Origin of the sequence: Lacticaseibacillus styriensis (assembly GCF_030770295.1) — a bacterium.
Taxonomy (GTDB): Bacteria; Bacillota; Bacilli; order Lactobacillales; family Lactobacillaceae; genus Lacticaseibacillus; species Lacticaseibacillus casei.
Genome location: NZ_CP132483.1, coordinates 2,747,149 through 2,771,913 on the forward strand (window position 1 = coordinate 2,747,149; position 24,765 = coordinate 2,771,913).

General features: G+C 48.7%; 13 protein-coding genes. 7 read left to right on the forward strand and 6 right to left on the reverse strand.

Translation table 11 applies throughout. The features are described from left to right. Nucleotides 1-123: 123 nt before the first annotated feature. The 5 genes from LACSTY_RS12925 (at nt 124) to LACSTY_RS12945 (ending at nt 16,325) form a co-directional block, all read left to right on the forward strand. The gene (locus LACSTY_RS12925; protein WP_087912926.1) at nt 124-1,038 is read left to right on the forward strand and encodes a PTS sugar transporter subunit IIAB; all 915 of its coding nucleotides are present in this window, start codon (nt 124-126) and stop codon (nt 1,036-1,038) included. 5 nt (nt 1,039-1,043) lie between these two features. Beyond that, entirely contained in the window at nt 1,044-1,850 is an 807-nt protein-coding gene (locus tag LACSTY_RS12930; protein WP_087912927.1) for a PTS mannose/fructose/sorbose/N-acetylgalactosamine transporter subunit IIC, read from the forward strand. Further along, entirely contained in the window at nt 1,825-2,652 is an 828-nt protein-coding gene (locus tag LACSTY_RS12935) for a PTS system mannose/fructose/sorbose family transporter subunit IID (RefSeq protein WP_087912928.1), read from the forward strand. The genes LACSTY_RS12930 and LACSTY_RS12935 overlap by 26 nt, the downstream gene beginning before the upstream one ends. 359 nt (nt 2,653-3,011) lie before the next feature. After that, a complete protein-coding gene (locus LACSTY_RS12940; RefSeq protein WP_151466792.1) occupies nt 3,012-10,139 on the forward strand; it encodes a DUF1542 domain-containing protein in 7,128 nt (2,375 codons plus the stop codon). 504 nt (nt 10,140-10,643) lie between these two features. After that, the gene (locus tag LACSTY_RS12945; RefSeq protein WP_087912931.1) at nt 10,644-16,325 is read left to right on the forward strand and encodes a DUF1542 domain-containing protein; all 5,682 of its coding nucleotides are present in this window, start codon (nt 10,644-10,646) and stop codon (nt 16,323-16,325) included. Between the two features lie 112 nt (nt 16,326-16,437). Here LACSTY_RS12945 and LACSTY_RS12950 read toward each other — a convergent pair whose 3' ends face one another. Both LACSTY_RS12950 and LACSTY_RS12955 read right to left on the reverse strand, forming a co-directional pair. After that, a complete protein-coding gene (locus LACSTY_RS12950) occupies nt 16,438-16,755 on the reverse strand; it encodes a YxeA family protein (RefSeq protein WP_225362698.1) in 318 nt (105 codons plus the stop codon). A gap of 206 nt (nt 16,756-16,961) precedes the next feature. Further along, entirely contained in the window at nt 16,962-17,405 is a 444-nt protein-coding gene (locus LACSTY_RS12955; protein WP_087912932.1) for a MarR family winged helix-turn-helix transcriptional regulator, read from the reverse strand. A 129-nt stretch (nt 17,406-17,534) separates the two neighbouring features. On the opposite strand from LACSTY_RS12955, the gene LACSTY_RS12960 reads away from it, so the two are divergent. Beyond that, nucleotides 17,535-18,929 carry an MFS transporter gene (locus tag LACSTY_RS12960; RefSeq protein WP_087912933.1) on the forward strand — a complete coding sequence of 465 codons (1,395 nt, stop codon included), beginning with the start codon at nt 17,535-17,537 and terminating at the stop codon, nt 18,927-18,929. Nucleotides 18,930-19,067: 138 nt separating this feature from the next. Here LACSTY_RS12960 and LACSTY_RS12965 read toward each other — a convergent pair whose 3' ends face one another. Both LACSTY_RS12965 and LACSTY_RS12970 read right to left on the reverse strand, forming a co-directional pair. Continuing rightward, a complete protein-coding gene (locus LACSTY_RS12965) occupies nt 19,068-20,528 on the reverse strand; it encodes a catalase (protein ID WP_087912934.1) in 1,461 nt (486 codons plus the stop codon). A gap of 270 nt (nt 20,529-20,798) precedes the next feature. Next, nucleotides 20,799-21,554, reverse strand: a complete 756-nt coding sequence (locus LACSTY_RS12970) for a DeoR/GlpR family DNA-binding transcription regulator (protein ID WP_087912935.1) — start codon at nt 21,552-21,554, stop codon at nt 20,799-20,801. 195 nt (nt 21,555-21,749) lie between these two features. Here LACSTY_RS12970 and LACSTY_RS12975 point away from each other — a divergent pair, with 195 nt between their 5' ends. Then, nucleotides 21,750-22,550, forward strand: coding sequence for a class II aldolase/adducin family protein (locus LACSTY_RS12975; RefSeq protein ID WP_047107045.1), 801 nt, complete (start codon nt 21,750-21,752; stop codon nt 22,548-22,550). 421 nt (nt 22,551-22,971) lie between these two features. Here LACSTY_RS12975 and LACSTY_RS12980 read toward each other — a convergent pair whose 3' ends face one another. Further along, nucleotides 22,972-23,409, reverse strand: coding sequence for an RbsD/FucU family protein (locus tag LACSTY_RS12980; RefSeq protein ID WP_070651382.1), 438 nt, complete (start codon nt 23,407-23,409; stop codon nt 22,972-22,974). 12 nt (nt 23,410-23,421) lie between these two features. Beyond that, nucleotides 23,422-24,765 carry a sugar porter family MFS transporter gene (locus LACSTY_RS12985; RefSeq protein WP_087912936.1) on the reverse strand — a complete coding sequence of 448 codons (1,344 nt, stop codon included), beginning with the start codon at nt 24,763-24,765 and terminating at the stop codon, nt 23,422-23,424.

A 24,765-nucleotide genomic window follows, 5' to 3' on the forward strand; every position in this document is an offset into this window, starting at 1 on the left:
GCTTGCATCGCCTAAAATTTAGTATTTCATCTGCAAGTCCAAAGTATTGAAGTCGGCAAATTAATGTGCTACGATTTGCGCGTAAGCCAAGCTTAACACATTAAGTAAAACGAGGTGATTAATATGTATGTTCTTGTGAGTCATGGCAATTACGCTGAAGCTACTTTAGCAAGTTGTGAAATAATTGCAGGCAAACTGCCTAATTTCACAGCCATTTCTTTTCACGATCCAATGAGCGTAGCAGATCTGATCGCGGCATACGCGAACGCTTTTTCCAAAGTAAAAGATCCTGCTGACTTCATTATCGTGACAGATATTCCAAATGGCTCGCCTGCGAACGCCGCTTTACAGTTCAAGCATCAGCACCCTGACATTCATGTTTTTTCCGGGTTGTCGCTGGGACTCGTCCTGGCACTGGCAACCGGGACGCCCATTGCAGAAGCACTTGAACAGTCCAAGGCAATTATCAAAGAACTTTCACTGCACAACGATCGTACCGAATTTTTGAAGCAAACGCCCGCCAATCCGGTCAAGGAAGTCAACGATACTGTCAATCCTTTAATCAATATTCGCGTCGATGCCCGACTCATTCACGGGCAAGTTGCAACGATGTGGACGCGAACGCTCAACGCCACGCGCATCATGGTGGTTGATGACCAGATCGTCAAAAGCGAGGTCCAGAAGATGACTCTGAAAACCGCAGTTCCCGGCGGCGTTCATCTCAGTATCCTGACGCCAGCCGGAGCTGCGAAACGCATTTTAGCGGATCAATATCAAGGACAACGCGTTTTTCTGATCGTGCGCAACCCCAAGGCTTTACAAGAAATGGTAGCAGCCGGCGTCAAGCTCGATAGCGTCAATGTTGGCAATCTCTCTATGGCTGCAGGTGCCAAGCAAATTGCCAAAAGCGTTGCAGTGACCGCTGAAGATGTCACCGTATTCGACTATCTGGCCGCTCATGGCGTCAAACTCTATCACCAAATGGTTCCCAATGATCCAAAGGTTGATTTTATGCCATTACTTAAAAAAGGAGTGTGAGCCACATGGCAATCGCATGGTGGCAAATTCTATTACTGACAATGCTCGCGTTTTGGATGATCATTGATCAGATAACGGTTGGGATTTTAACTAACTATCCCCTACTTTATGGCTTTGTTGCCGGCATCATCATGGGGGATGTCAAAACCGGCCTCGTTGTCGGGGCAACGTTGCAATTGATGGTGTTAGGTGTCGGTACATATGGCGGTGCCAGCATGCCAGACTTCATGACTGGCGCCATCATCGGTACCGCCTACGCCGTCATTTCCGGCAAAGGGATCAATTTTGCCATCGGCCTCGCTGTTCCCGTTGGCTTACTGATGGTTCAACTAGATGTTCTTGCCCGATTCACGAACACTTTCTTCCTGCACCGTGTGGATCGCTACATCGAAAAAGGCGACACGAAACATGTTGCCCGGAATATTGTCTACGGCGTTTTCCCTTGGGGCTTGTCGCGCGCGATCCCAGTGTTTGTGATGCTGTTGGTTGGTAACAGTGTCGTCCAAAAAGTGGTCAATGCCATGCCTGAGTGGCTTTCTAAAGGGTTAACAGCGGCGGGAGGCATTTTGCCGGTGGTCGGCATTGCCATTCTTCTACGGTTCTTACCAACAAAAAGATTTATTTCATATTTAGTGATCGGCTTCCTAGCCGCAGCCTATCTCAAAATTCCAATGCTCGGTGTCGCCTTACTGGGCTTGGCACTAGCGATTATTTACTACAAGCAAAGCGGTCATTCAGCGAGCAATGACCACGATCAACACGACACGCACAAAGGAGGTTTTGAAAATGCCATCGGCGAATACGAAGACTGATCAGCCTGTCAAACTAACCAAACATGATCTCTTTCAGGCAAACTGGCGCTGGCTATGGAGCAGCCAGATTTGTTGGAATTATGAACGGATGATGTCAACCGGTTATCTGTTTACCATGTTGCCAACGCTGAAGAAGCTGTACAAAAATGATCAGGATCTCATCGAAATGATGAAGATGCACAATCAATTTTTCAATACAAATGCTTATGTTGGTGGCTTCATCGTTGGTATGGACATGGCCATCGAGGAAAAGAAAGGCCGCAAAGCCGAAGAAACCGTCGCCGGGCTGAAGGCTGGTCTGATGGGGCCATTCGCTGGCGTGGGCGATACCATTGTCGGCGTCATTCTACCAACCATTTTCGGTTCTATCGGTGCTTACATGGGGTTGAAAGGCAATCCGACCGGTGCAATCTTATGGTTATTGGTTAATTTTGCCGTACTGATCCTTCGCTTCTTTCTACTACCGCTGGGCTATTCACAAGGTGAAAAATTAATTTACGCAGCTGGCGATAAACTCAATCGCATCACCGATGCCGCCATCCTTCTTGGTGTCACCGTTGTCGGGGCCTTAATCCCCACTGTCGTCTCCGCCAACGTACCGCTTGTTTTCAAAACCGGCAAAGTCGTTTTGAAGGCACAGACGGTACTCAATCAAATCATGCCGTCGCTGGTCCCGGTGGCGTTGGTTGCGTTAAGTTATTGGCTGCTCGGTAAGAAAAAAATGAACTCGACACGCCTCATTGTTTTGGTGCTGATTCTCGGCATTGTTTTAGGTGCTTTTGGGATTATTGGTAAGGCTTAATTTTCTCTTTAATCAGCCTTTAAAAACGGCGGATTTGTAAAAGCGATTCTGGGCATCTCGGTTGGATAACCGTAATGCTTGGAGTCGTTTTTATGTACCGACCGCAAATATATTAATAATTATAGCTCTTGTTTTTATAGTTAACTAACATATCTTTCAACTTAATGAAGCTTAAATATATATCAGTATCGCCAAAGCAATCTTTGATTAACCAAATATACCTTTATTAGTATTTATAGTACTATTTCAGGCCATTTTTAATGCAAATTACTTTACCGGAAAAAGTAAAACATGATACTCTTCTTGTGAGAAAGTGAATAGATGAGCACTGTCCCTCGCTTTAAACAAGGAGAAGAAAAATGGAAAGAAAAGTGCACTACAAAAGCTACAAGAGCGGCAAATTTTGGGTTGCCGCCCTCATTTCAGTGTCGCTCGGAACGATTGGGGTTATCACCATTCCACAATTTTTTGAGGCTGTACCGGTCTACGCGGATTCCAGTCCGACTGACGTTACAGTCAAGATCGATCCTGCCAAATTTGGAACCTATTTTAAATTGGACGGATCAGCATCACTACTTGCAACCCCCCCAGACGGTCAACCAGCACGAGGTCTCCAAGTCGAGTTGACACCTAACTTGGGAGCTAAGACTGGAATTGTTTCATTACGAACCAAAATCGATATGACCCAAAGTTTTACACTCAAAGGGCGTCTTTACTTAGGTGAGAATGAATTTGGTGCAGATGGGGTCGCTTTTGGTTTTGCAGACACCGATCCTGGAAAATATGGGTATGCTGGCAACGCATTCGGTATAGGCGGAATAGCTAGATCATTCGGTGTCAAATTCGATGAATACTTTAATGGCACTGGAGACATTCATGCTGGTGCAGACCTTGGGACTCGAAACGACTACCCCCAGATGCGCCTTGTTAAAACCACTGACGATCAATGGGGCACCGTCTTGAGTGTCGATGGGAAAAAAGGAGTAGTCTATGACACCATCCCCAACCCTGACGGCAATTTTTTTGACCTTGTGATCATTTATAATGGCGATACTAAGCAAATGACTGTCACGTACGACAAAAAGACCATTTCGTTCAATGCAAAGGAGTACATTAAAAACGAACAGTTAGCCTTGTTTCTCACTGGCTCAACTGGTGGCTCGTTCAATCAACACGTGTTCGATTTTGAATCATTTGAATACACCCCTGGACTAAAAGCAGTTCAAGCCGATCTTAAAAACAGATTGCTCACTGAAGCAAACACTCAAAAAGCAGCAGTTAACGCTGATCCAACGTTAACAACTGGCGATCGCAAGACTCAAACAGACAAAATTGACGCTGCTCTGAAAATAGGGCAAGCTGCGATCGATGCCGCAACCAAAACACCTGATGCAATTAACGCTTTTGACACCAACAAGCGCCTCATTCAAGCTGTACACACGCCCGGTCAACCACTAGCAGATCGAAAAGTGGACAGAAAGACCAAATTGCAGGCTGAGCACGACAAAATCGCAGCTGACATCAACAAAGATCCGACCTTGACCACCGCGGAAAAGACTCAGCAAATAACTAATGCTGATACAGCGCTAAGCAACGCCAACACAAAAATTGATGCTGCTACCGATGCAGACAATGTTGATCAAGCATTTTCAGATGGCATAACTGCGATTGATGGCGCTCATAAACCTGGCGCCACTATTGACGCACAAAGAACCGCAAAAAAGGCAATACTAGATACTGAGGCAGCCACCGTCAAGCAAGCCATTCAAGACGACGCCACCCTAACCTCAGCCGAAAAGAAAACACAGTCAGATGCCGTTGATAAAGCTTTAACCGATGCCAAATCCGCCATCGACAAGGCTACAACAGCTGACACGATCAACGCCGCTGCGGATACTGGTTTAGCCAATATTAGAAATGCGCACAAATCGGGTCCATCCTTAGCTGACCAGCGCACCATCCAAAAGCAGGCGTTAAAAGCTAAACACGATCAGGTTGTCAATGACATTACCCTAGATCCAACATTGACGGCCGCCGAGAAGAAAACGCAAATCACTAATGCGGATCAGGCACTCACCGATGGCAATGCTGCCATTGACACTGCCGCCACAGCTGATGCGATCAACCAGGCAGCGACCGTTAGCCAAGCAAACATCGACAATGCGCATAAAGTTGGAAAACCGCTCGAGGATCAGAAAAACGCGCAGAGGCAACGGCTGAACAATGAAGCCACTGCGGTTAAGAAAAAGATTCAAGATGATGTCACGCTGACAACCGCGGAAAAGACCCAACAAACCGCTAACGTTGATAAAGCACTGACAGACGGTTTAAACGCCGTCAACGCCGCAACCACCGCTGACGGCATCATTGCAGCCGGCGATGACGGCATTACTGCCATTGATAAGGTCTACCAAACTGGCGCACCCCTTGATGACCAAAAAACCGCCAAGAAAACGGCGATTGATAACGCGGCCGCCATTGCCAAGAAAGCCATTCAAGACGACCCAACTTTAACAACGGCTGAAAAGCAACAACAACTGGCCGTGGTAGATAAGGCGGTCACAGACGGCAAAAAGGCTATCGACGCCGCTACCAATGCGGATGACGTCAACAAAGCTGCCGATACGGCGATCACCACGATCAATCAGGCCCATCAACCAGGAAAATCCATCGCCGACCAAAAAGAAGCCCAAAAAACCGCCATCGACAATGCCGCAACTGCTGCAAAAAAAGCCATTCAAGACGACCCAACCTTAACGACGGCTGAAAAGAAGCAGCAAACTGATGCCGTCGATCAAGCGGCCGATGCCGGTAAAAAGGCTATCGACGCCGCTACCAACGCGGACGACATCAACAAGGCCGGTGACACCGCCATCACCGCTATCGGTAAAATCCACCAGCCTGGGAAATCGATCGATGAACAAAAAGACGCCAAGAAAACAGAACTTGACAATGAAGCTACCAAAATCAAAACCGCGATTCAAGGCGACCCGACTTTGACCACCGATGAAAAGAACAAGCAACTAGATGCAGTTGACAAGGCCCTTGACGCCGGTAAGAAAGCCATTGACGCCGCAGCTAACGCCGATGACATCAACACGGTTACTGATGCTGCTAAAATCAACATCGACAATGCCCATCAACCTGGCACTTCAATTGACGACCAGAAAAAGGCGCAGAAAGAAGCACTCGAAAAAGAAGCTAAGACCGTCAAAGAGGCCATTCAAAATGACCCGACTTTGACGACGGCTGAAAAACAACAGCAGACCGATAACGTCGATAAAGCGCTAAAAGACGCCGAAGCTGCCATTGATAAGGCCACGACTGCTGACGAGATCAACACCGCCACTGCCACTGGCAAAACCAACATCGACAACGCCCACAAGCCTGGCACCTCGCTTGACGACCAAAAGGCTGATCAAAAGAAGAAACTCGAGGACGAGGCTGCTGCCGTCAAAAAAGCCATTCAGGATGACCCAACTTTGACGACTACCGAAAAACAACAGCAGACAGCGAACGTTGACAAGGCGTTAAAGGATGCCGAAGATGCGATTGACGCCGCAACAAACGCGGATGGCATCAATCAGGCATTTTCTGATGGTAAAGCCAAGATTGACGCGGCACATCAGCCCGGTCAAACGCTCGATGACCAGAAAGCTACTCAAAAGAAAGCACTTGAGAACGAAGCAGCGACAGTCAAAAAAGCGATTCAAGATGACCCAACACTGACAACGGCAGAGAAACAACAGCAAACCGCCAATGTTGACAAAGCGTTACAAGATGCTAAAAACGCGATTGACGCCGCAACAAATGCTGACGGCGTCAACCAGGCATTTTCTGATGGTAAAGCCAAGATTGACGCGGCGCACCAACCTGGCAAAACGCTCGATGATCAAAAGGCTGCCCAAAAGAAGGCTCTCCAAGACGAAGCTGCCGCTGTTAAAAAGGCCATTCAAGACGACCCGACGCTGACAACGGCCGAGAAGCAACAACAGACCGACAACGTCGACAAAGCGTTGAAAGATGGAACAGCGGCCATTACCAATGCCACGAATGCTGACGAAATCAATCAGGCGTTCAACACCGGCAAGACGAATATTGACAATGCTCATCAGCCTGGCACCTCAGTCGATGACCAAAAAGCCAATCAAAAGAAGGCGCTGGACGACATTGCGGCCACAGTCAAGAAAGCTATTCAAGACGACCCAACCTTAACGACGGCTGAGAAGCAGCAACAAACCGCCAACGTTGACAAAGCACTCAAAGATGCTAAAGACGCAATTGATGCTGCCAAAGATGCCGACAGCATCAACCAGGCATTTTCAGATGGCAAGACAAACATCGAAAACGCCCATCAGCCCGGGCAAACACTCGATGACCAAAAAAATAATCAAAAGAAGGCCCTTGATGACGAAGCTACCAAGATTAAACAAGCCATTCAAGACGACCCAACCCTGACGACTGCTGAGAAAAACCAGCAAATTGCCGAGGTGGATAAAGCGGTCAAGGATGGCAAAGACGCGATTGACGCCGGAACAAACGCTGACGAGATCAACAAGGCCTTCACGGATGCCAAGAATAACGTTGACCAAGCCCACAAACCTGGCACGGCTGTCGATGATCAAAAGGATGCCCAGAAGAAGCTGCTTGATGATGAAGCAACCAAAGTCAAGCAAGCCATTCAAGATGATCCAACTTTGACGACTGCCGAGAAGCAGCAGCAAACCGATAATGTCGACAAAGCGCTCAAGGATGGCAAAGCGGCCATTGATGCGGCCAAGAATGCTGACGAAATCAATCAAGCCTTTGACACCGGCAAGACCAACATCGACAACGCTCATCAACCAGGCGCAAGTATCGATGATCAAAAGGCCGCCCAGAAGAAGTCACTGACCGATGAAGCCGCTAAAGTTAAACAAGAAATTCAAGACGACCCTACCCTCACCACCGCTGAAAAGCAGCAGCAAACCGATAATGTCGATAAAGCACTGAAAGATGGTGAAGCGGCCATTGACGCGGCCAAGAATGCTGACGAAATCAACCAGGCTTTTGATACCGGCAAAGTGAACATCGACAACGCCCACCAACCGGGTACCAATCTCGATGATCAAAAGGCCGCCCAGAAGAAGTCACTGGCCGATGAAGCTGCCAAGGTTAAAAAGGAAATCCAAGACGATCCGACCCTAACCACGGCGGAGAAAAACCAGCAAACTGCCAATGTTGACCAAGCACTCAAAGATGGCGAAGCTGCTATTGATGCCGCTAAAAACGCCGATGAAGTCAATGACGCCTTCAACACGGGTAAAATCAACATCGATAATGCCCATCAACCAGGCAAAACGATTGACGATCAAAAGACCCTTCAGAAAAAGTCGTTGAACGATGAGGCCGCCAAGGTGACCCAGGAAATTCAAAACGACCCAACCTTGACAACTGCTGAAAAGCAAAAGCAGATACAAGATGTTGCTGACGCCCTCAAAGCCGGCGAAGCTGCCATCGACGCGGCCACGACTGCTGATGAAGTCAACCAAGCCTTTGACATCGGTAAAATCAACATCGACAATGCTCACAAGCCCGGCACAGCAGTCAATGACCAAAAAGATGCTCAGAAGAAGTCACTTGCTGAAGAAGCCGCCAAAGTTAAACAAGAGATTCAAGATGATCCAACCTTAACCACAGCGGAAAAGAATCAGCAAACTGCCAACGTTGACCAAGCGTTCAAAGATGGTGAAGCCGCCATTGACGCCGCGACCAATGCCGATGACATCAACAAAGCGTTCGATACTGGCAAAGTGAACATTGACAACGCTCATCAACCAGGCAAATCCATTGACGATCAAAAGAATGCCCAAAAGAAGCTGCTGGATGAGGAAGCCGCCAAAGTTAAGCAGGACATTCAAAACGATCCGACCTTGACCGCCGTGGAGAAACAGCAACAAACAGAAAACGTCGACAAGGCTCTCAAAGACGGCAACGCCGCGATCGACGCCGCTACCAATGCTGATGACATCAACGAGGCGTTTGACACCGGCAAAACCAACATCGACAACGCCCATCAACCAGGCACGAGTCTCGATGGCCAAAAAGAAGCCCAAAAGAAGTCACTGGCTGATGAAGCTGCTAAAGTAAAGCAGGAAATCCAAGCTGACCCAACGCTAACGACCGCGGAGAAACAACATCAGTCAGAAAATGTCGATAAAGCTCTCAAAGATGGCGAAGCGGCGATTGATGCGGCGACGAACGCCGATGACATCAACAAAGCGTTTGACACTGGCAAGATCAACATCGACAACGCCCATCAGCCAGGCACCGCTATCAACGATCAACAAGCCGCCCGGAAGAAGGCACTCGATGAGGAAGCGGCCAAAGTTAAGCAAGCGATCCTTGACGACCCGACCCTAACAACGGCCGAAAAACAGCAACAAACCGCCGATGTTGACCAGGCGCTCAAAGACGGCAAAGCAGCCATTGATGCGGCGACGAACGCGGACGACATCAACAAGGCGTTTGATACCGGTAAAATCAATATCGACAACGCCCATCGACCAGGCAAAACGATCGATGACCAAAAAGCCGCTCAGAAGCAGTCACTCAATGAAGAAGCCGCTAAAGTTAAGCAGGACATTCAAAATGACCCAACCCTGACCGCCGCGGAAAAGAAACAGCAAACCGAAAACGTCGACAAGGCACTCAAAGATGGCACTGCTGCCATTGACGCCGCCACCAATGCCGATGAGGCCAACCAAGCGTTTGCTACCGGCAAGATCAATATCGACAAGGCGCACCAACCGGGCAAAACGCTTGACGATCAAAAGACGGCCCAGAAGCAATCCCTAGCCGATGAAGCCGCCAAAGTTAAAAAGGAAATCCAAGCTGATCCAACCCTCACGACCGCGGAAAAACAGCAACAGTCAGAGAATGTTGACAAAGCACTGGTAGACGGCCAAAAGGCAATCGACCAAGCGCAGGATGCCGACAGCGTCAACACGGCATTTACAACCGGCAAAGCCAATATCGACGCCCAGCATCAACCTGGCAAATCATTGGCAGACCAGCGCTTGGCAGCAACCGCCGAAATTGACAAAGAAGCGGCTAAAGTCAAACAACAAATCGACAACGACCCGCTGCTAACCGATGCCCAGAAAGCCGAACAAAAAGCCAACGTGGATCGCGAAGCAGCACTGGCTAAGGAGGCGCTGGCGCAAGCGATTGATGCGGAAGCTCTAAATGCCGCACTTGCTGACGGCATCACGAAAATCGACGCCCAGTACGTACCAGGCACAGCCCCAGCCCCCGATCCAACACCAGGGCCGATAACGGTTGATCCACGCCCGACGCCGACCCAGCCACTATCAACCACGCAAGCGCCAACCTCCCCATTGCCGCGAACCGGCGACAAACCTGCGACCGGCTTAGCTGCTCTGGGTGCGTTCATCCTAAGCATGTTCGGCTTTGCGCTATCAGGCAAAAAACGCAAACGTTCTTAAAGTAAAGACACCAGAAAATCCTCCATAAGTAACTCAACAAGCCCCCTGATCGAAATGCCATAACGGCGCTCGACCAGAGGGCTTGTTTCATTCCAAGTTGCTGCCTCAATCATTCGACAAATGGCGCTTTAGTAACGTACGAAAGATGCTTCACGTACTGGCTATTATATTGCATGCCCACAAATTTTCGTCAACGGCTCTGAAAATTTTGACTTATTTATTATCGAGATTCTCATGGTTACTTTTATAGCAACTCGGTTAATCAGTATTCGATTATAGTTATTCATTATTGTCATTAATGGCATGTCCTACGAAAGTTTTCGGATATATCAGTTTTGCAAAATAAGCTGTTCGAAAATTAGCATACAATATGGTTTCCTAAATATACCACTTAATAATATTTTATATTATAAAGCGCTTCCATATAAAAATAATATGTGCTATTCTACTTGTATAAAAACAGACAGCAACGCATTATCACAACTTTAATGAGGGGTAGAAAAAATGGAAAGTAAAGTGCACTATAAACGCTATAAGAGCGGTAAATTCTGGGTTACCGCTTTGATTTCGATTTCACTCGGAACGTTTGGGGTTATCACCATTCCGCAGATTTTTGAAGCTGTACCGGTATACGCGGATACCACACCGACTGATATCACCGCTACTGTTAAACCTGATGAGTTCTTGAACTTTTTCCGTTTGGGAGGAGGCACGGATCCAAGCCAAGGTTCTGCTATTGCCTATCCATCAGGTCAATTAGGTTTTCAGGTTCAGTTAACCCCTGACGCACCAGGCCAAATAGGGACTGCTGCGTTAAAGACGAAAATTGATATGAATAAAAGTTTTAAATTTCAAGGCAGGCTTTTCCTTGGAACCAAGGCTAACGCGGCAGATGGCGTTGCATTCGGCTTTGCTGATGAAGATCCGGGTAAAACCGGTAAGGCCGGGAACGCATTTGGCATCGGCACATTAAAGAATGCTTTTGGGGTCAAGTTTGACGAGTATTACAATGGCCAGGAAGACACTGGTGCTTATTTCAAAGACCCAGGTGTTGAAGCCGACTATCCCCAGATGCGCGTTATTCAAACAGTAGGCCCACTGGGTAAAGTTAAAAGCATCGAAGGAGCAGAAGGCGAATTTTATCAAAAACTCGAGGATCCAAAGGGCCAATATCTACCATTGCTCGTCGATTACAATGGCGATTCTAAGCGGTTGACGGTTGCTTATGGCAACAAATCAATTTCATTTGATGCTAAGCCGTATATTCAAAACGATCAACTATCCATGTTTATTATTGGTTCAACTGGCGATCAATCCAATCAGCATCTGTTCGATTTTGAATCATTCACGTACACTCCTGGACTGGATGCGGTTAAAGCTGATTTGAAAAACCGATTAGCAACTGAAGCAGATACTCAAAAAGCAGCTGTGAATAGCGACCCGACGCTAACGACTCCGGAACGTCAAAAGCAAGTCACCGACATTAACACTGCTCTCAAAACAGGCCAGGATGCAATTGATGCTGCAACCACAACGCCTGATGCCGTCCACGCTTTTGATACCAATAAGCCACTCATTATTGCGGTTCACCAGTCTGGGCTACCACTAGATCAACGAAAAGCAAATAAAAAGGCGGAGCTGAAAACAGAACACAATAACATCATCACCGCGATCAACAACGATCCGACGCTGACTTCCGACCAGAAGAACCAGCAGCGGGGTAATGCTGATACGGCTCTTACCAATGGCAATACAGCGATTGACGGTGCAACTGATGCGGATAAAGTTGACCAAGCATTTTTAAATGGGAAAAAGGCCATTGACGACGCCCATCAACCTGGCGCCACGCTTGATGCACAAAAAAATGCAAAAAAGCAGGCATTAGAAGACGCGGCAAAACAAGTTAGGCAAGACATTCAGAACGATCCAACCTTAACTACTGACGAGAAGAAGGCTCAAACCGATAACGTTGACAAAGCCCTAACCACTGGCAAAGACGCGATTGATAAGGCCGACAATGCCGACGACATCACTACCGCTGCCGATACCGGCTTGGCCAATATTCAAAAAGCCCATCAACCTGGCCTTTCCTTGGATGAGCAGAAAAAGGCTCAAAAGAAAGCCTTGAAGGACAAATACGATCAAGTTGTTAACGATATTAATAATGATCCCACTTTGACGACCGCACAGAAAAAACCACAAATCAAAAATGCCACTGATGCGTTTAATCAAGGTAACCAAGATATTGATAACGCCGCCACAGCTGATGCGATCAGCCAGGCAGCCACAACCAGTCAAGCCAACATCGACAACGCCCATCAAGCCGGCAAACCACTTGAGGATCAGAAAAACGCCCAACGAAAACGGCTGACGGATGAAGCTACTGCGGTTAAGAAAAAGATTCAAGACGATGTCACGCTGACAAAAGCGCAAAAGGCCACGCAAACTACCGCAGTTGATCAGGCCTTGACAGATGGCTTAAAAAATATCAATGACGCTAAAACCGCTGATGACATTAACACCGCTGCTGACGCTGGTATCACTGATATTGATAAGGCCTATCAAACTGGCACTCCGCTTGATGCCCAAAAAGCCGCCATGAAAACGGCTATTGACAATGCGGCGACTAAAGCTAAAAAAGACATTCAAGATGACCCAACCTTAACAAACGCCGAAAAGCAACAGCAAATTGATGCGGTTGATAAGGCTGCCACGGTTGGCAAAGATGCTATCGATGCCGCAACCAGTGCCGATGACATCAAAACTGCCGCTGATACCGCGATTACCAACATCAATAAAGCACATCAGCCCGGCAAATCGCTTGATGACCAAAAAAAGGATAAGAAAGCGGCCATTGACAATGCTGCAACCAATGCAAAGAAAGCCATTCAAGACGACCCAACTTTAACAACTGCTGAAAAGCAACAGCAAACTGATGCAGTTGATAAAGCTGCCGAAAACGGCAAAACAGCTGTTGACGCCGCCACCAATGCGGATGCCATCAACACTGCCGCAGACACCGCGATCACCGCCATCGGTAAGATCCATCAGCCCGGCAAACCGCTTGATGACCAAAAGAACGCCAAGAAAACGGAGCTCGACAATGAAGCCACCAAAGTTAAAAAGGATATTCAAGGCGATCCGACGCTGACCACTGCCGAGAAAAAGCAACAAACCGGTGACGTTGACAAGGCGCTGAAGGATGGCAAAGCCGCCATTGACGCTGCCAAGGATGCCGACAGCATCAACCAAGCATTTTCAGACGGCAAAACGAATATCGACAATGCCTATCAGCCGGGCCGAACGCTTGACGAGCAAAAGAAGGACCAAAAGAAAGCCCTCGAAGAAGAAGGCGAGAAAGTCAAACAAGCGATTAAAGATGACCCAACGTTGACAACAGCTGAGAAAAACCAGCAAATTGCTGAGGTGGATAAAGCAGTCAAAGATGGCGGCGCTGCGATTGACGCCGGAACCAACACTGACGAGATCAACAAAGCGTTCACAGATGCCAAGCAAAACGTTGACCAAGCCCACAAATCCGGCACAGACATCAATGACCAAAAGGACGCTAAGAAGAAGCTACTCGATGAAGAAGCGGTTAAAGTCAAACAAGCGATTCAAGACGATCCGACCTTGATCACTGCTGAGAAGAAGCAACAAACTGAAAATGCTGATAAAGCGCTCAAAGATGGTAAGGCCGCGATTGACGCCGCCAAGAATGCGGACGAAATCAATCAAGCTTTCAACACCGGCAAGGCCAATATCGACAATGCTCACCAACCAGGCACAAGTATCGATGATCAGAAAGCCGCCCAAAAGAAGTCACTGGTCGATGAAGCGGCTAAGGTCAAAAAGGACATTCAAGATGATCCAACGCTCACCAATGCTGAAAAGCAGCAGCAAAGCGAAAACGTTGATCAAGCGCTGAAAGATGGTGAAGCGGCTATTGACGCGGCGACCAATCCCGACGACATCAACCAGGCTTTTGAGACCGGCAAAGTGAACATTGACAACGCTCACCAACCGGGTACCAGTCTCGATGATCAAAAAGCCGCTCAAAAGAAGTCACTGGTCGATGAGGCCGCCAAAGTTAAAAAGGATATTCAAGACGACCCTGCCCTAACGACAGCGGAAAAGGACCAGCAAGCCGCCAATGTTGATCAAGCACTTAAAGACGGCGAGGCTGCCATTGACGCCGCGACCAATGCCGATGACATCAACAAAGCGTTCGATACTGGCAAAGTGAACATTGATAACGCCCACCAACAGGGCAAATCCATTGAAGATCAAAAGAATGCCCAAAAGAAGCTTCTGGATGAAGAAGCGACCAAAGTTAAACAGGACATTCAAAACGATCCAACTTTGACCGCTATCGAGAAACAGCAACAAACAGACAATGTCGACAAGGCCCTCAAAGACGGCAACGCCGCGATTGACGCCGCCACTAATGCTGACGACATCAACAAGGCCTTTGACACTGGCAAAATCAACATCGACAACGCCCATCAACCAGGCACAAGTATCGATGATCAAAAAGCCGCCCAAAAGAAGTCACTAGCCGATGAAGCTGCTAAAGTGAAGCAAGACATCAAAGATGACCCAACGCTAACGACTGCCGAGAAGCAACAACAGTCCGAAAATGTCGACAAGGCGTTCAAGGACGGTGAAGCAGCCATTGACGCCGCTAAGAACACTGATGAAATCAACCAGGCGTTTGACACCGGGAAAGCAAATATCGACAAGGCTCATCAACCGGGCACCGCGATTGACGATCAGCAAACCGCTCGCAAGAAAGCACTCGATGAAGAAGCCGCCAAAGTTAAAAAAGACATTCAAGATGACCCAACACTCACAACCGCGGAAAAGACGCAACAAAGTGCCAATGTTGACAAGGCACTAACGGACGGCAAGGCAGCCATTGACGCCGCCAAAACCGCCGACGACATTAACAAGGCCTTTGACACTGGTAAAACCAACATCGACAACGCTCATCAGCCGGGCAAACTGATTGATGATCAAAAAACCGCCCAGAAGAAGTCACTTGATGAAGAAGCCGCCAAAGTTAAGCAGGACATCCAAAATGACCCAACGCTAACGACTGCCGAAAAGCAACAACAAGCCGATAACGTTGACAAAGCGCGCCAAGATGGCCAAGCTGCCATTGATGCCGCTACAAATGTCGATGATATCAACCAGGCTTTTGAGACCGGCAAGATCAACATTGACAATGCTCACCAACCTGGCAAATCGCTCGATGATCTAAAAGCCGCCCAGAAGAAGTCACTGGATGAGGAAGCAGCCAAAGTTAAAAAGGATATCCAAGGCGATCCGACCCTCACCACCGCTGAAAAGCAACAGCAAAGTGAAAGCGTTGACAAGGCACGCAAAGATGGCCAAGCCGCCATTGATGCTGCGACCGATGCTGACGACATCAACCAGGCGTTTGAAACCGGCAAAATCAATATCGACAACGCCCATCAGCCGGGCAAAACGCTCGATGAGCAAAAAACCGTCCAAAAGAAATCACTGGATGAAGAAGCAGCAAAAGTTAAGCAGGACATCCAAAATGACCCAACCCTGACGACGACCGAAAAACAACAACAGGCCGAAAACGTTGACAAGGCGCGCAAAGACGGCCAGGCCGCCATTGACGCTGCCACGACTCCTGATGAGGTTAATCAGGCTTTTGAAACTGGCAAAGCTAACATTGACGCCCAGCACCAACCTGGCAAATCTTTAGCCGATCAACGCTCGACTGCCACTACCGAAATTGACAAAGAAGCGGCTAAAGTTAAACAGCAAATCGACAACGACCCGTTGCTGACCGATACGGAAAAAAACGATCAGAAGGCTAAGGTGGATCACGAAACAACACTAGCTAAAGAAGCCCTAGCAAAAGCCATGGATGCCGACGCCTTAAATGCCGCACTCGCTGACGGTATCAAGAAAATCGACGCCCAGTACGTGCCAGGCACAGCCAAAACACCAACTCCTGATCCAGCACAAAAACCACTGACCGTTGATCCGCGATCGACAACAACGCGGCCACTGTCAACCACGCTAACGCCAACCTCCTCATTACCGCGAACCGGTGATAAACCAGCAACCGGCTTAGCTGCCCTGGGTGCGTTCATCCTAAGCATGTTTGGCTTTGCGCTGACAGGTAAAAAACGCAAACGTTCTTAAGTAAAGTCAGCAACCTGAAAATCCTCCAAAAGTAACGCAACAAGCCCCCTGATCGAGATGCCGTAACGGCGCTCGACCAGAGGGCTTGTTTCATTCCGATGTACCATTTAAATCATTCGACAAACGGCGCTTTAGCAACGTACGAAAGATGCTTCACGTACTGGCCTTTGTGTTGAATGGCAGCATATTGCTGCGTGGCATCATAGCCTTTGACGTGCTTTAACGTATAAGAAAGCTTTTTGCCGGTTTTCGAGTAAATCTTAACGTCCTGATAGGTCTGGGTCTTTAAAGGAACTTTGGCAAAGCTTGTTTCTTCGCTGATAAACGGATTGATTCGATCCGTCCATTCATTGTGAATCGAAAGCAGCGCTACCACACTGATCGCAATAAGTGCGCCGACGACGAGCAGCATTTTCTTCGTACGCGCCATGATTCATTGCCCCCTTTTTCAATCAGTAACCATCGCAAAATACCACCATGTCGGTAAACTTGGTTCAGTTTCTTCATGCTCAAATATTATGATGGCTGATTGCTATTTGCAATTCTTTTGACCCGTTACTTGCATAGATGAAAATGCGACGAAAACATCTGCCGTGAACTAGCTTTCTGGTAACTTCACCTGCTGCTCTCAGGTTATCACCTGTCCACCTGCGCAAGCTTGCCTGCCATCACCTGCTGCAACTGCTTGAGCGCCGTCACCACGACATCCGCATTCTCACCCAAAGCATCTCGCAAAAAAGCATCGGTTTGTTCAAAGTACGCACGAATATGCGCCGCATCTTGTTCCGCTTTAGGGGTAAGCTGAATCGCTTTATACCGAGCGTCCTCTTTTGAAGGCGTTCGAACGATCAGTGCTTTGCGCTCCATAAGCTGTAACAGTGCCGTCGCCGATGACTTTTGAATATTGAATTCCCGCTCAACATCGGTTTGGTAAAGGCTGCGGTGCGAACCGTTGCGCGCCAAAAAATCGATGATGCTCATCTGCACCTGCGTTAATCCCATTTGTTTGGCCTCGCGATCTGCATATCGTTGCAGATCGTTATTCAGTTTCTTGACCAAGATACCTATCGAATCAGTCATTATATCCTCCATTATCTGAATTACTGCTGGTCCAAAACCAGCCATCTGCCTGAATAACTTGCTTTCAGAAAAATAAGTCGCTATAGTAACATATAGTTCTATATAGAACTATACACAACGGAGGTTTTTATGACAAGAAAAGTATCAGCTAAATTGTATCTCTCGATTCTCGCCACTGGCCTCATGGCGTTTTGCGGTGTCCTCATCGAAACCGCCATGAATGTCACCTTCCCGACTTTAATGAAACAATTTCAGGTCAACACGGGCACGATTCAATGGCTAACCACCGGGTATTTGTTAGTCGTGTCAATCATTGTCCCTATTTCCGGATTTTTAAAACGCCGCTTCACCACCAAGCAGCTTTTCTTAACCGCAACGGCTTTTTTCATCCTCGGCTTAGCCATTTGTAGTGTTGCAAATGATTTTGCGCTTTTACTGATTGGTCGGCTGATTCAAGGCTGCGGCACCGGGATTGCCTTACCTTTAATGTTCAACATTATTCTGGAGCAGGCACCGCTGGATAAAATCGGGTTTTTGATGGGCATTGGCACGTTGGTAACGGCCATTGCGCCAGCACTCGGGCCAACTTATGGCGGGGTTTTGGTGGATTTAAATTGGCATCTCATCTTTATTTTCCTGCTAGTCGTCATGGTGATTGCCTTGTTTCTCGGGCTGCTTTCGATTACGCAAGTCACCAAGCCGGTCCATGTTCATTTGGACTTCATCGCTTGGCTCTTGATCGCGATCTTCTTTGCCGGTGCTATCTTAGGCCTTAATCGCATCGAAAACGCGCCCGGGCAAGCAGCGATTTACGGCGTCGTTGCCATCTTAGGCCTCATCGGTTACACCTTGCGTTCCTTGCATGTCAAAGAACCTTTAATCAATCTACGCCTTTTGACCAACGCCTCGTTTGATTGGCACGTCATCACGTTTCTTATCATTCAGATCGTGAACGTCGGCTTTGCGTTTGTGTTGCCTAACTACCTGCAATTAGTCAACCACACAAGTTCATTAGTCGCCGGACTGCTCCTGCTTCCCGGCGCGGCATTAGGAGCTTTAATGGCACCAATGAGTGGTAAATTATATGACAATTTGGGGCCGGCCAAGCCGATTTTTATTGGCTTAGCTTTGCAGCTGGTTGGGATTCTGCTTTTGTTAGTCACTGCCTTGACAGCCACGCCGGTCATGTTGATGCTTGGTTATGCAGCTGTCATGTTAGGGACCGGCTTTGCCATGGGGAACATCATGACCAGCGGCCAAGCGCAGCTAGCCAAAGCCGAAACAACAGATGGCAATGCAATTTTCAACACCTTGCAGCAATTTGCCGCTGCCTTGGGAACCGCATGTGTCTCTTTGATTGTTGCCTTGGCGCAAGTGCCTAAGACCACGGCACACACAACCGCGGTTGGCGCGTTACACGCCTTTTGGTTCTTATTAATCCTGGCAATCATCGGTGATCTTGCGATTGCGATCGGCTTAAAAACCAGACATGCCCAAACCCAGGCCGCAAGTCACGATGCTTAATCGCCATATCGGCTAATCTCGAAACCTAAAAAGGCTGAGATGAAAAGTCTCCCTGTCGAAACTGAACAGGTGTGACTTTTTATCTCAGCTTTTTCTTTTGCTATCATTCGCTGACACTTGGTTGCATAAATCCTGGCTTTAGGCTTCGGCTTTACCCGCCTTCACGTCTTCCAGCGACAGCCCGAGTTGTTCAGCAATGCGACTACCATATTCAGGATCGGCTTTGTAGAAATTATGCGCAGCGAGGACGCGGACTTCCTGGCTCGTTACCTGCTTGAGGTTATTGACAATCGTTGTGACTAGGCGGGTGCGTTCGTCTTCGCTCATGACGCGATACAAGCGGCCGGCTGCCGAGAAGTTATCTTCATCGTAAGGCTTATAGTTGCCGATTTTGCCACTAACAGTATCTTGATGGATCCGAGCGCTGTGGTCTTCTTCAGGACCGCCATGTGAATTAGGCTCGTAATTAACCGACCGATCCTGCTTGGCAGCCATGAAACCATCACGCGCATAATTGTGCACCGGATTCAACGGCCGATTGACCGGCAGTTGCTCGTAATTGGCGCCGAGTCGATAGCGCTCCGCATCCTTGTACCCAAACAATCGCCCTTGCAGCAACTTATCCGGAGATGCTTCAATCCCAGGAACAAAATTGGCCGGTGAAAAAGCTGCTTCTTCGACATCGGTAAAATAGTTTTCCGGGTTTTCATTCAGGGTAAACTCACCGACTTCAATCAGCGGATAGTCGTGGTGAGAAACCACTTTGGTGACATCAAAAATATCGTACTTATAATCCAAACCTTCCTGATACGGCAGAATCTGGACATAGACCGTCCACTTGGGGAAGTTGCCAGTTTCAATGGCACTAAACAAATCATTTTGCAGATAATCAGTATCGGTTCCGGCTATTTTGGCAGCTACTTCATCGGTCATATTCTGGACGCCTTGTTGGCTGATGAAGTGATACTTAACCCAGTAAGCCTCGCCTTGTGCGTTAACCCACTTAAAGGTGTGGCTGCCATAACCGTTCATGGTGCGATAGCTCGCGGGATTGCCACGGTCGCCCATCAGATAAGTCACTTGATGGGTGCTTTCCGGTGAGTGCGCCCAGAAATCCCACTGCATGTTGTTATCGCGCCGATGCGTGCGCGGATCCCGCTTTTGCGAATGAATGAAATCAGGAAACTTCAACGGATCATTGACGAAAAAGACCGGCGTATTGTTGCCGACGATGTCATAATTACCGGCTTGCGTGTAAAACTTCAGCGCAAACCCGCGAACATCGCGAATCGTGTCGGGATACCCGCTTTCACCAGCAACCTGCGAAAACCGCAATAAAATCGGCGTCTCTTTGCCAACGCCATTAAACAGGTCCGCCTTTGTGTACGCCTTCATGTCATGCGTCAACTTGAACACACCTTTGGCACCTGCGCCTTTCGCATGCACAACACGTTCCGGAATGCGTTCTCGGTTAAAATGGGCCAGTTTCTCCAACAATTGATAATCCTGCAACAACACCGGCCCACGTTCGCCAGCGGTCAAACTATGATTATTATCCGCCCACGCCTGACCTTCGCCTGTGGTTAGTTTATCTGTCATGATGAAAATCCCTCCTGAGCGTGAACCAGCCCGGTTAGAAACCGGAGTGTAAGTGGCCTCGGGCGTGATGGTCGGGCTTTGACCATTGCGACCGAGGTCCTTACACGCAGGTTTCTGGGCTGGTGAACGCGTTAATATGAGCGTGAACCGGCGCGGTTAGAAACCGGCTAGACGCTATTATTCAGTTATTAGATTGTGCACAACCATTGTTATTCAATGATAAGGATTATTCAAGCAAACGGCTCGCTCAGCAGGCATTTTAACGCGCCTTTAAACCAGCACCTCAACGCCCGCTTTTTCCAAACTCGTCGCCAGTGGTTGATCCGGGCGCGCGTCCGAGACGACGGCTTCCAGCTCATCTTCGTGGCACAGGCGGTAATAGCTTTTAACGTTGTATTTTGAGTGATCGCACAACAAAATCGTTTTCTCCGCATGTTGCATCATGGCGCGCTTTACGCTGGACTGTTCCTGGCTGGACATGAAGACGCCATCGTTAGTTAAGCCGACACAGGACATAAAGAACAGATTCGCCCGAAAATTATTGAGAAACCCAATCGCATCATCCCCGATAATCGAACCCGCGCCGTTGCGCAACCGCCCACCAGTGACAAAGGTCTTGATGCTCGGCAATCCATCAAGTTCAACCGCGACCCGCAACCCATTGGTAATCACGATGACATGATTCAGTTTGGCAAGGAATGGTGCCAAAAAAGACGCTGTTGAGCTTGAATCAATGAAAATAGCCTGATTATCCCCGAGAAATACACTCGCCGTGGCGGCAATTCGATGCTTCTCCGGCGCTCGCTCCTGTCCCCGAAACAGATACGGCAATTCCAGATTGTCTGCTTTCACCAATTCAACATAACCAAAACTACGATGCACCTTGTCCAATCGCTCTAAAGTCATTAAATCCCGGCGCAATGTGGAATTGCTGACAAATAAGGTTTTCTCCAAATCCGTCGTGCTCACCACTTTTTTATGCTCCAGAATCGTCATGATCCGATTGAGCCTTTCATTTTTAAACACAATATCGTCCCCCTATTCACCCTTAACCAGTTTAAAGGGCTGAGAAAGCGGTTGCAAGAAATGACGCTTTGTGGCGAATTATGAAGCTTCTTTGCCGCGTTTCCCGCGCTTTAGCCAGATTGTTCGCCAAGCGCCGCTACGACAGCGTTTTCAACTATAATGACGGTAATCAATCATGGAAGGAAGTTATTCAAAATGGAAATGATGTTTCAGGCGGAACGTGACGATCTTGCCCATACAGTCAGAGTCATGTTCGATCGCAAAGATACCAACGTCGCAGGCGGCAACATGTCGGTCAAGGTTTTTGACGAACAGGAACATCCCTACATCCTCATGACGCCGACGTTTATGTCCGAAACTTACTACTCCGAACTACATCCGGCGCAGATTCTGGTCATCGATGCCGAAACCGGCCAAAAAATCGATGGTGTCGGCGACGTGACGCGCGAAGTCAACATGCACGAGAAAGCCTACAACGCACACCCGGGCATTCGCTGCGTTTATCATTCGCACGCAGAAGAGTCCATGTTCTGGGCCACTGCCGGACTTGACATGCCCAACGTCACCGAAGCCACCCGCGAGCTAGGCCGCATCCGCGTGCTACCATTTGCCCCGGCAACGTCCATGGAACTCGCCAACACCGTCTACACGGCGTTGAAAGAAATCGGCGACAAGGCAATGGAAAATGTCTTCCTATTAGACAGCCACGGCATCCTCATCACCAGCACCGACCTCCACATTGCGGCCCGCATCATGGAAACCTTGGAATGGAACGCCCGCATCGCCTATCAACAAGCTATCTTCATCAAATTGGGCTTACTCGACGACTACCACTCCTGCGGCCAAAATTATCAAAAACCCTACAAAGAAGTCCCACCCATCGCCGTCCCCGGCATCCCGATCAAAGCCAAGCAAGTCCCGTTACCAAAAAATCCCCAACGCCCAGCCAGCGAAATGCAGCCAGGCGAAGTCGCGCCAGCCAGCACCGTCAAATAGGCGATGATTCAGCCCCACTGCCGCTTTATCCCAGTTGTGTCAAAAGACACCCAGGATGAAGCGGCTTTTTTAATTCAGCGGCAACGGCTCAATTGTGCTAAGCCGCAAAAAGCCGAACACTCCCAGATGGAAATGTTCGGTCTTTTTGATTATCAAAAGTTTCACTTGCTAATTCGAGAAGCTAGAAAGACCTAGTAGTGCCAAGGCGAAGCAATCGGAGGCGGGGGCGGGCTCAGTGGTGAGATTGTACTAGCCGGGTGATCTTCCCGGCGTAGTACAAGGCCGAGCTTAGAGACTCTGCCGGGCTTGCAGAGGCTCTAAGTCGTGCCCACCACGTTCCAGCCCAGCACCCGCCGGAGATTGCGGAGTTTGGCACGACAAGTAATCTACAGCCTACGCTTTTCAGTACATCACCTTACCGCTACGCAATGACACCCTTTTTCAAAATCAAATTCCCGTACAACGCCTGCTCACCAGTTTGCACAATGGCGAAGCACTGCTTGGAATGATCGTAAAAATCAAACCGCTCCAGCGACTTCAGGTGAAAGTCCGGAAACGCCTTGGCGAGCTCGGCGCGATAGTCGTGCCAGATCGGTGGCTCACCTTCCGGAACATTCTTATCACCCGGCACCACCGCTTGAACCACCGCCTGATAATCCGCATACGGATCCAGCGGCATCAGCGTCAAAATGCCTTGCAACAGCGTCGGAATCGTCAGCCCATCAGCTCGAATCACCCGCGCATTATTCGTTCGCGCCGGATAATTAGCATCCGCCAACAAAATCTCGTCGCCATGCCCCATCTCCATCAGCGCCTCAACCAGCGCCGGTGACAACTGTTTTGGAATATGCTTCAGCATCACTTCACCCTCTCACGCATGCTTCGTTTCCCAATAATGTTCGATATCTTCCAGCGTCCGCCCCTTAGTCTCCAAGACGTTCCGGTGAATATAAACCACCGCCAGCGCCGACAACGCCGCAAAAATGTAAAAGACGTTAATGCCCATCGCTTCCAGCATCATCGGGAAAATCAACGACAGTAGGCCATTAAACAGATACTGCGTAAACGTAATGACGCCCATCCCCAATGCCCGCGCTTTTAATGGAAGAATCTCCGGCACATATGACCAAAAGACCGGTCCTAATCCAAACCCGAAAGCAAAGACATACACGAAGATCGCAATAATCGCAATCGTGGCATCGTTAGACCACAGACATAGCACGATAGCAGGCGGCACTTGACCGGCGAGACTGATTTCCAGTAACTTTTTCCGCCCCAACCGATCAATAAACGGCAGCGACATCAAGGTTGAAATCACCAAGGCGCTACCGACTGCGAAATCGGCGATGATACTGGCATTGGCCATCCCTAAGTTGTGGAAAATCTCGGGTGCATAATACACCGCGGCGTTGATACCGGTAAACACCTGGAAAAAGGTCAAGGTAAACAGCAACAACATCGCCGGTCTAAAAGCGCCAAACAGCTCACGCATCCCGGCTTCTTGGGACCTCGAACTATCTTGAATATCCTGAATTTCCGATTCGACTTCATCGTCAGTGGCACGGACCCGTTTTAAAACCTTACGCGCCTTGTCAACTTTCTGATCACGAATCAACCAACGCGGACTTTGCGGCGACAACATCATGCCAATGGCAAAAACCGCTGCCGGCACTGCCCCGAGACCCAGCGTCCACCGCCAACTATCAGTCGGCAGGTTATAGGCACCAACGGCATAAGCCGCCAGAATCCCGACATTGACACTCAATTGGTAAAGCGATGACATTAACCCGCGAATATGCGCTGGCGCCAATTCAGAAAGATAGATCAGGCCATACATATTGGCGATCCCCGCCGCAACCCCGAGGACAAAGCGGGCAATCATCAGCATCACCGTATCTGTTGATAACGCGCTGAAAATACTGCCGGCGATGAAAATGATGCCGCCGAGGACTAAAACATTGCGGCGTTCAATTTTCTTTTCCATCGCGGTAAAAACTACGATAGACGGCAACGCGCCGAACAGCAGAAACGAAACAACCAAACCTTTTTCTGCTGAATTTAAGCCAAATGCGGTGGTAATCGACGGCAAGGCCAGCGAAATGGCGCCTGAATCGTAGCCATATAACAGCCCTGCAAAGCCGCCCAGAATGGCAAACAGGTACACAATCGGTTTCGTTGCCGGTTTGGTGACAGGTTGCTTCGATGTCGTCCCCAT

Bases quoted from the DNA above. Each gene is read 5' to 3' on its own strand.
- LACSTY_RS12925 (WP_087912926.1), top strand. From the start codon at position 124: ATGTATGTTCTTGTGAGTCATGGCAATTACGCTGAAGCTACTTTAGCA.
- LACSTY_RS12930 (WP_087912927.1), top strand. From the start codon at position 1,044: ATGGCAATCGCATGGTGGCAAATTCTATTACTGACAATGCTCGCGTTT.
- LACSTY_RS12935 (WP_087912928.1), top strand. From the start codon at position 1,825: ATGCCATCGGCGAATACGAAGACTGATCAGCCTGTCAAACTAACCAAA.
- LACSTY_RS12940 (WP_151466792.1), top strand. From the start codon at position 3,012: ATGGAAAGAAAAGTGCACTACAAAAGCTACAAGAGCGGCAAATTTTGG.
- LACSTY_RS12945 (WP_087912931.1), top strand. From the start codon at position 10,644: ATGGAAAGTAAAGTGCACTATAAACGCTATAAGAGCGGTAAATTCTGG.
- LACSTY_RS12950 (WP_225362698.1), bottom strand. From the start codon at position 16,755: ATGGCGCGTACGAAGAAAATGCTGCTCGTCGTCGGCGCACTTATTGCG.
- LACSTY_RS12955 (WP_087912932.1), bottom strand. From the start codon at position 17,405: ATGACTGATTCGATAGGTATCTTGGTCAAGAAACTGAATAACGATCTG.
- LACSTY_RS12960 (WP_087912933.1), top strand. From the start codon at position 17,535: ATGACAAGAAAAGTATCAGCTAAATTGTATCTCTCGATTCTCGCCACT.
- LACSTY_RS12965 (WP_087912934.1), bottom strand. From the start codon at position 20,528: ATGACAGATAAACTAACCACAGGCGAAGGTCAGGCGTGGGCGGATAAT.
- LACSTY_RS12975 (WP_047107045.1), top strand. From the start codon at position 21,750: ATGGAAATGATGTTTCAGGCGGAACGTGACGATCTTGCCCATACAGTC.
- LACSTY_RS12980 (WP_070651382.1), bottom strand. From the start codon at position 23,409: ATGCTGAAGCATATTCCAAAACAGTTGTCACCGGCGCTGGTTGAGGCG.
- LACSTY_RS12985 (WP_087912936.1), bottom strand. From the start codon at position 24,765: ATGGGGACGACATCGAAGCAACCTGTCACCAAACCGGCAACGAAACCG.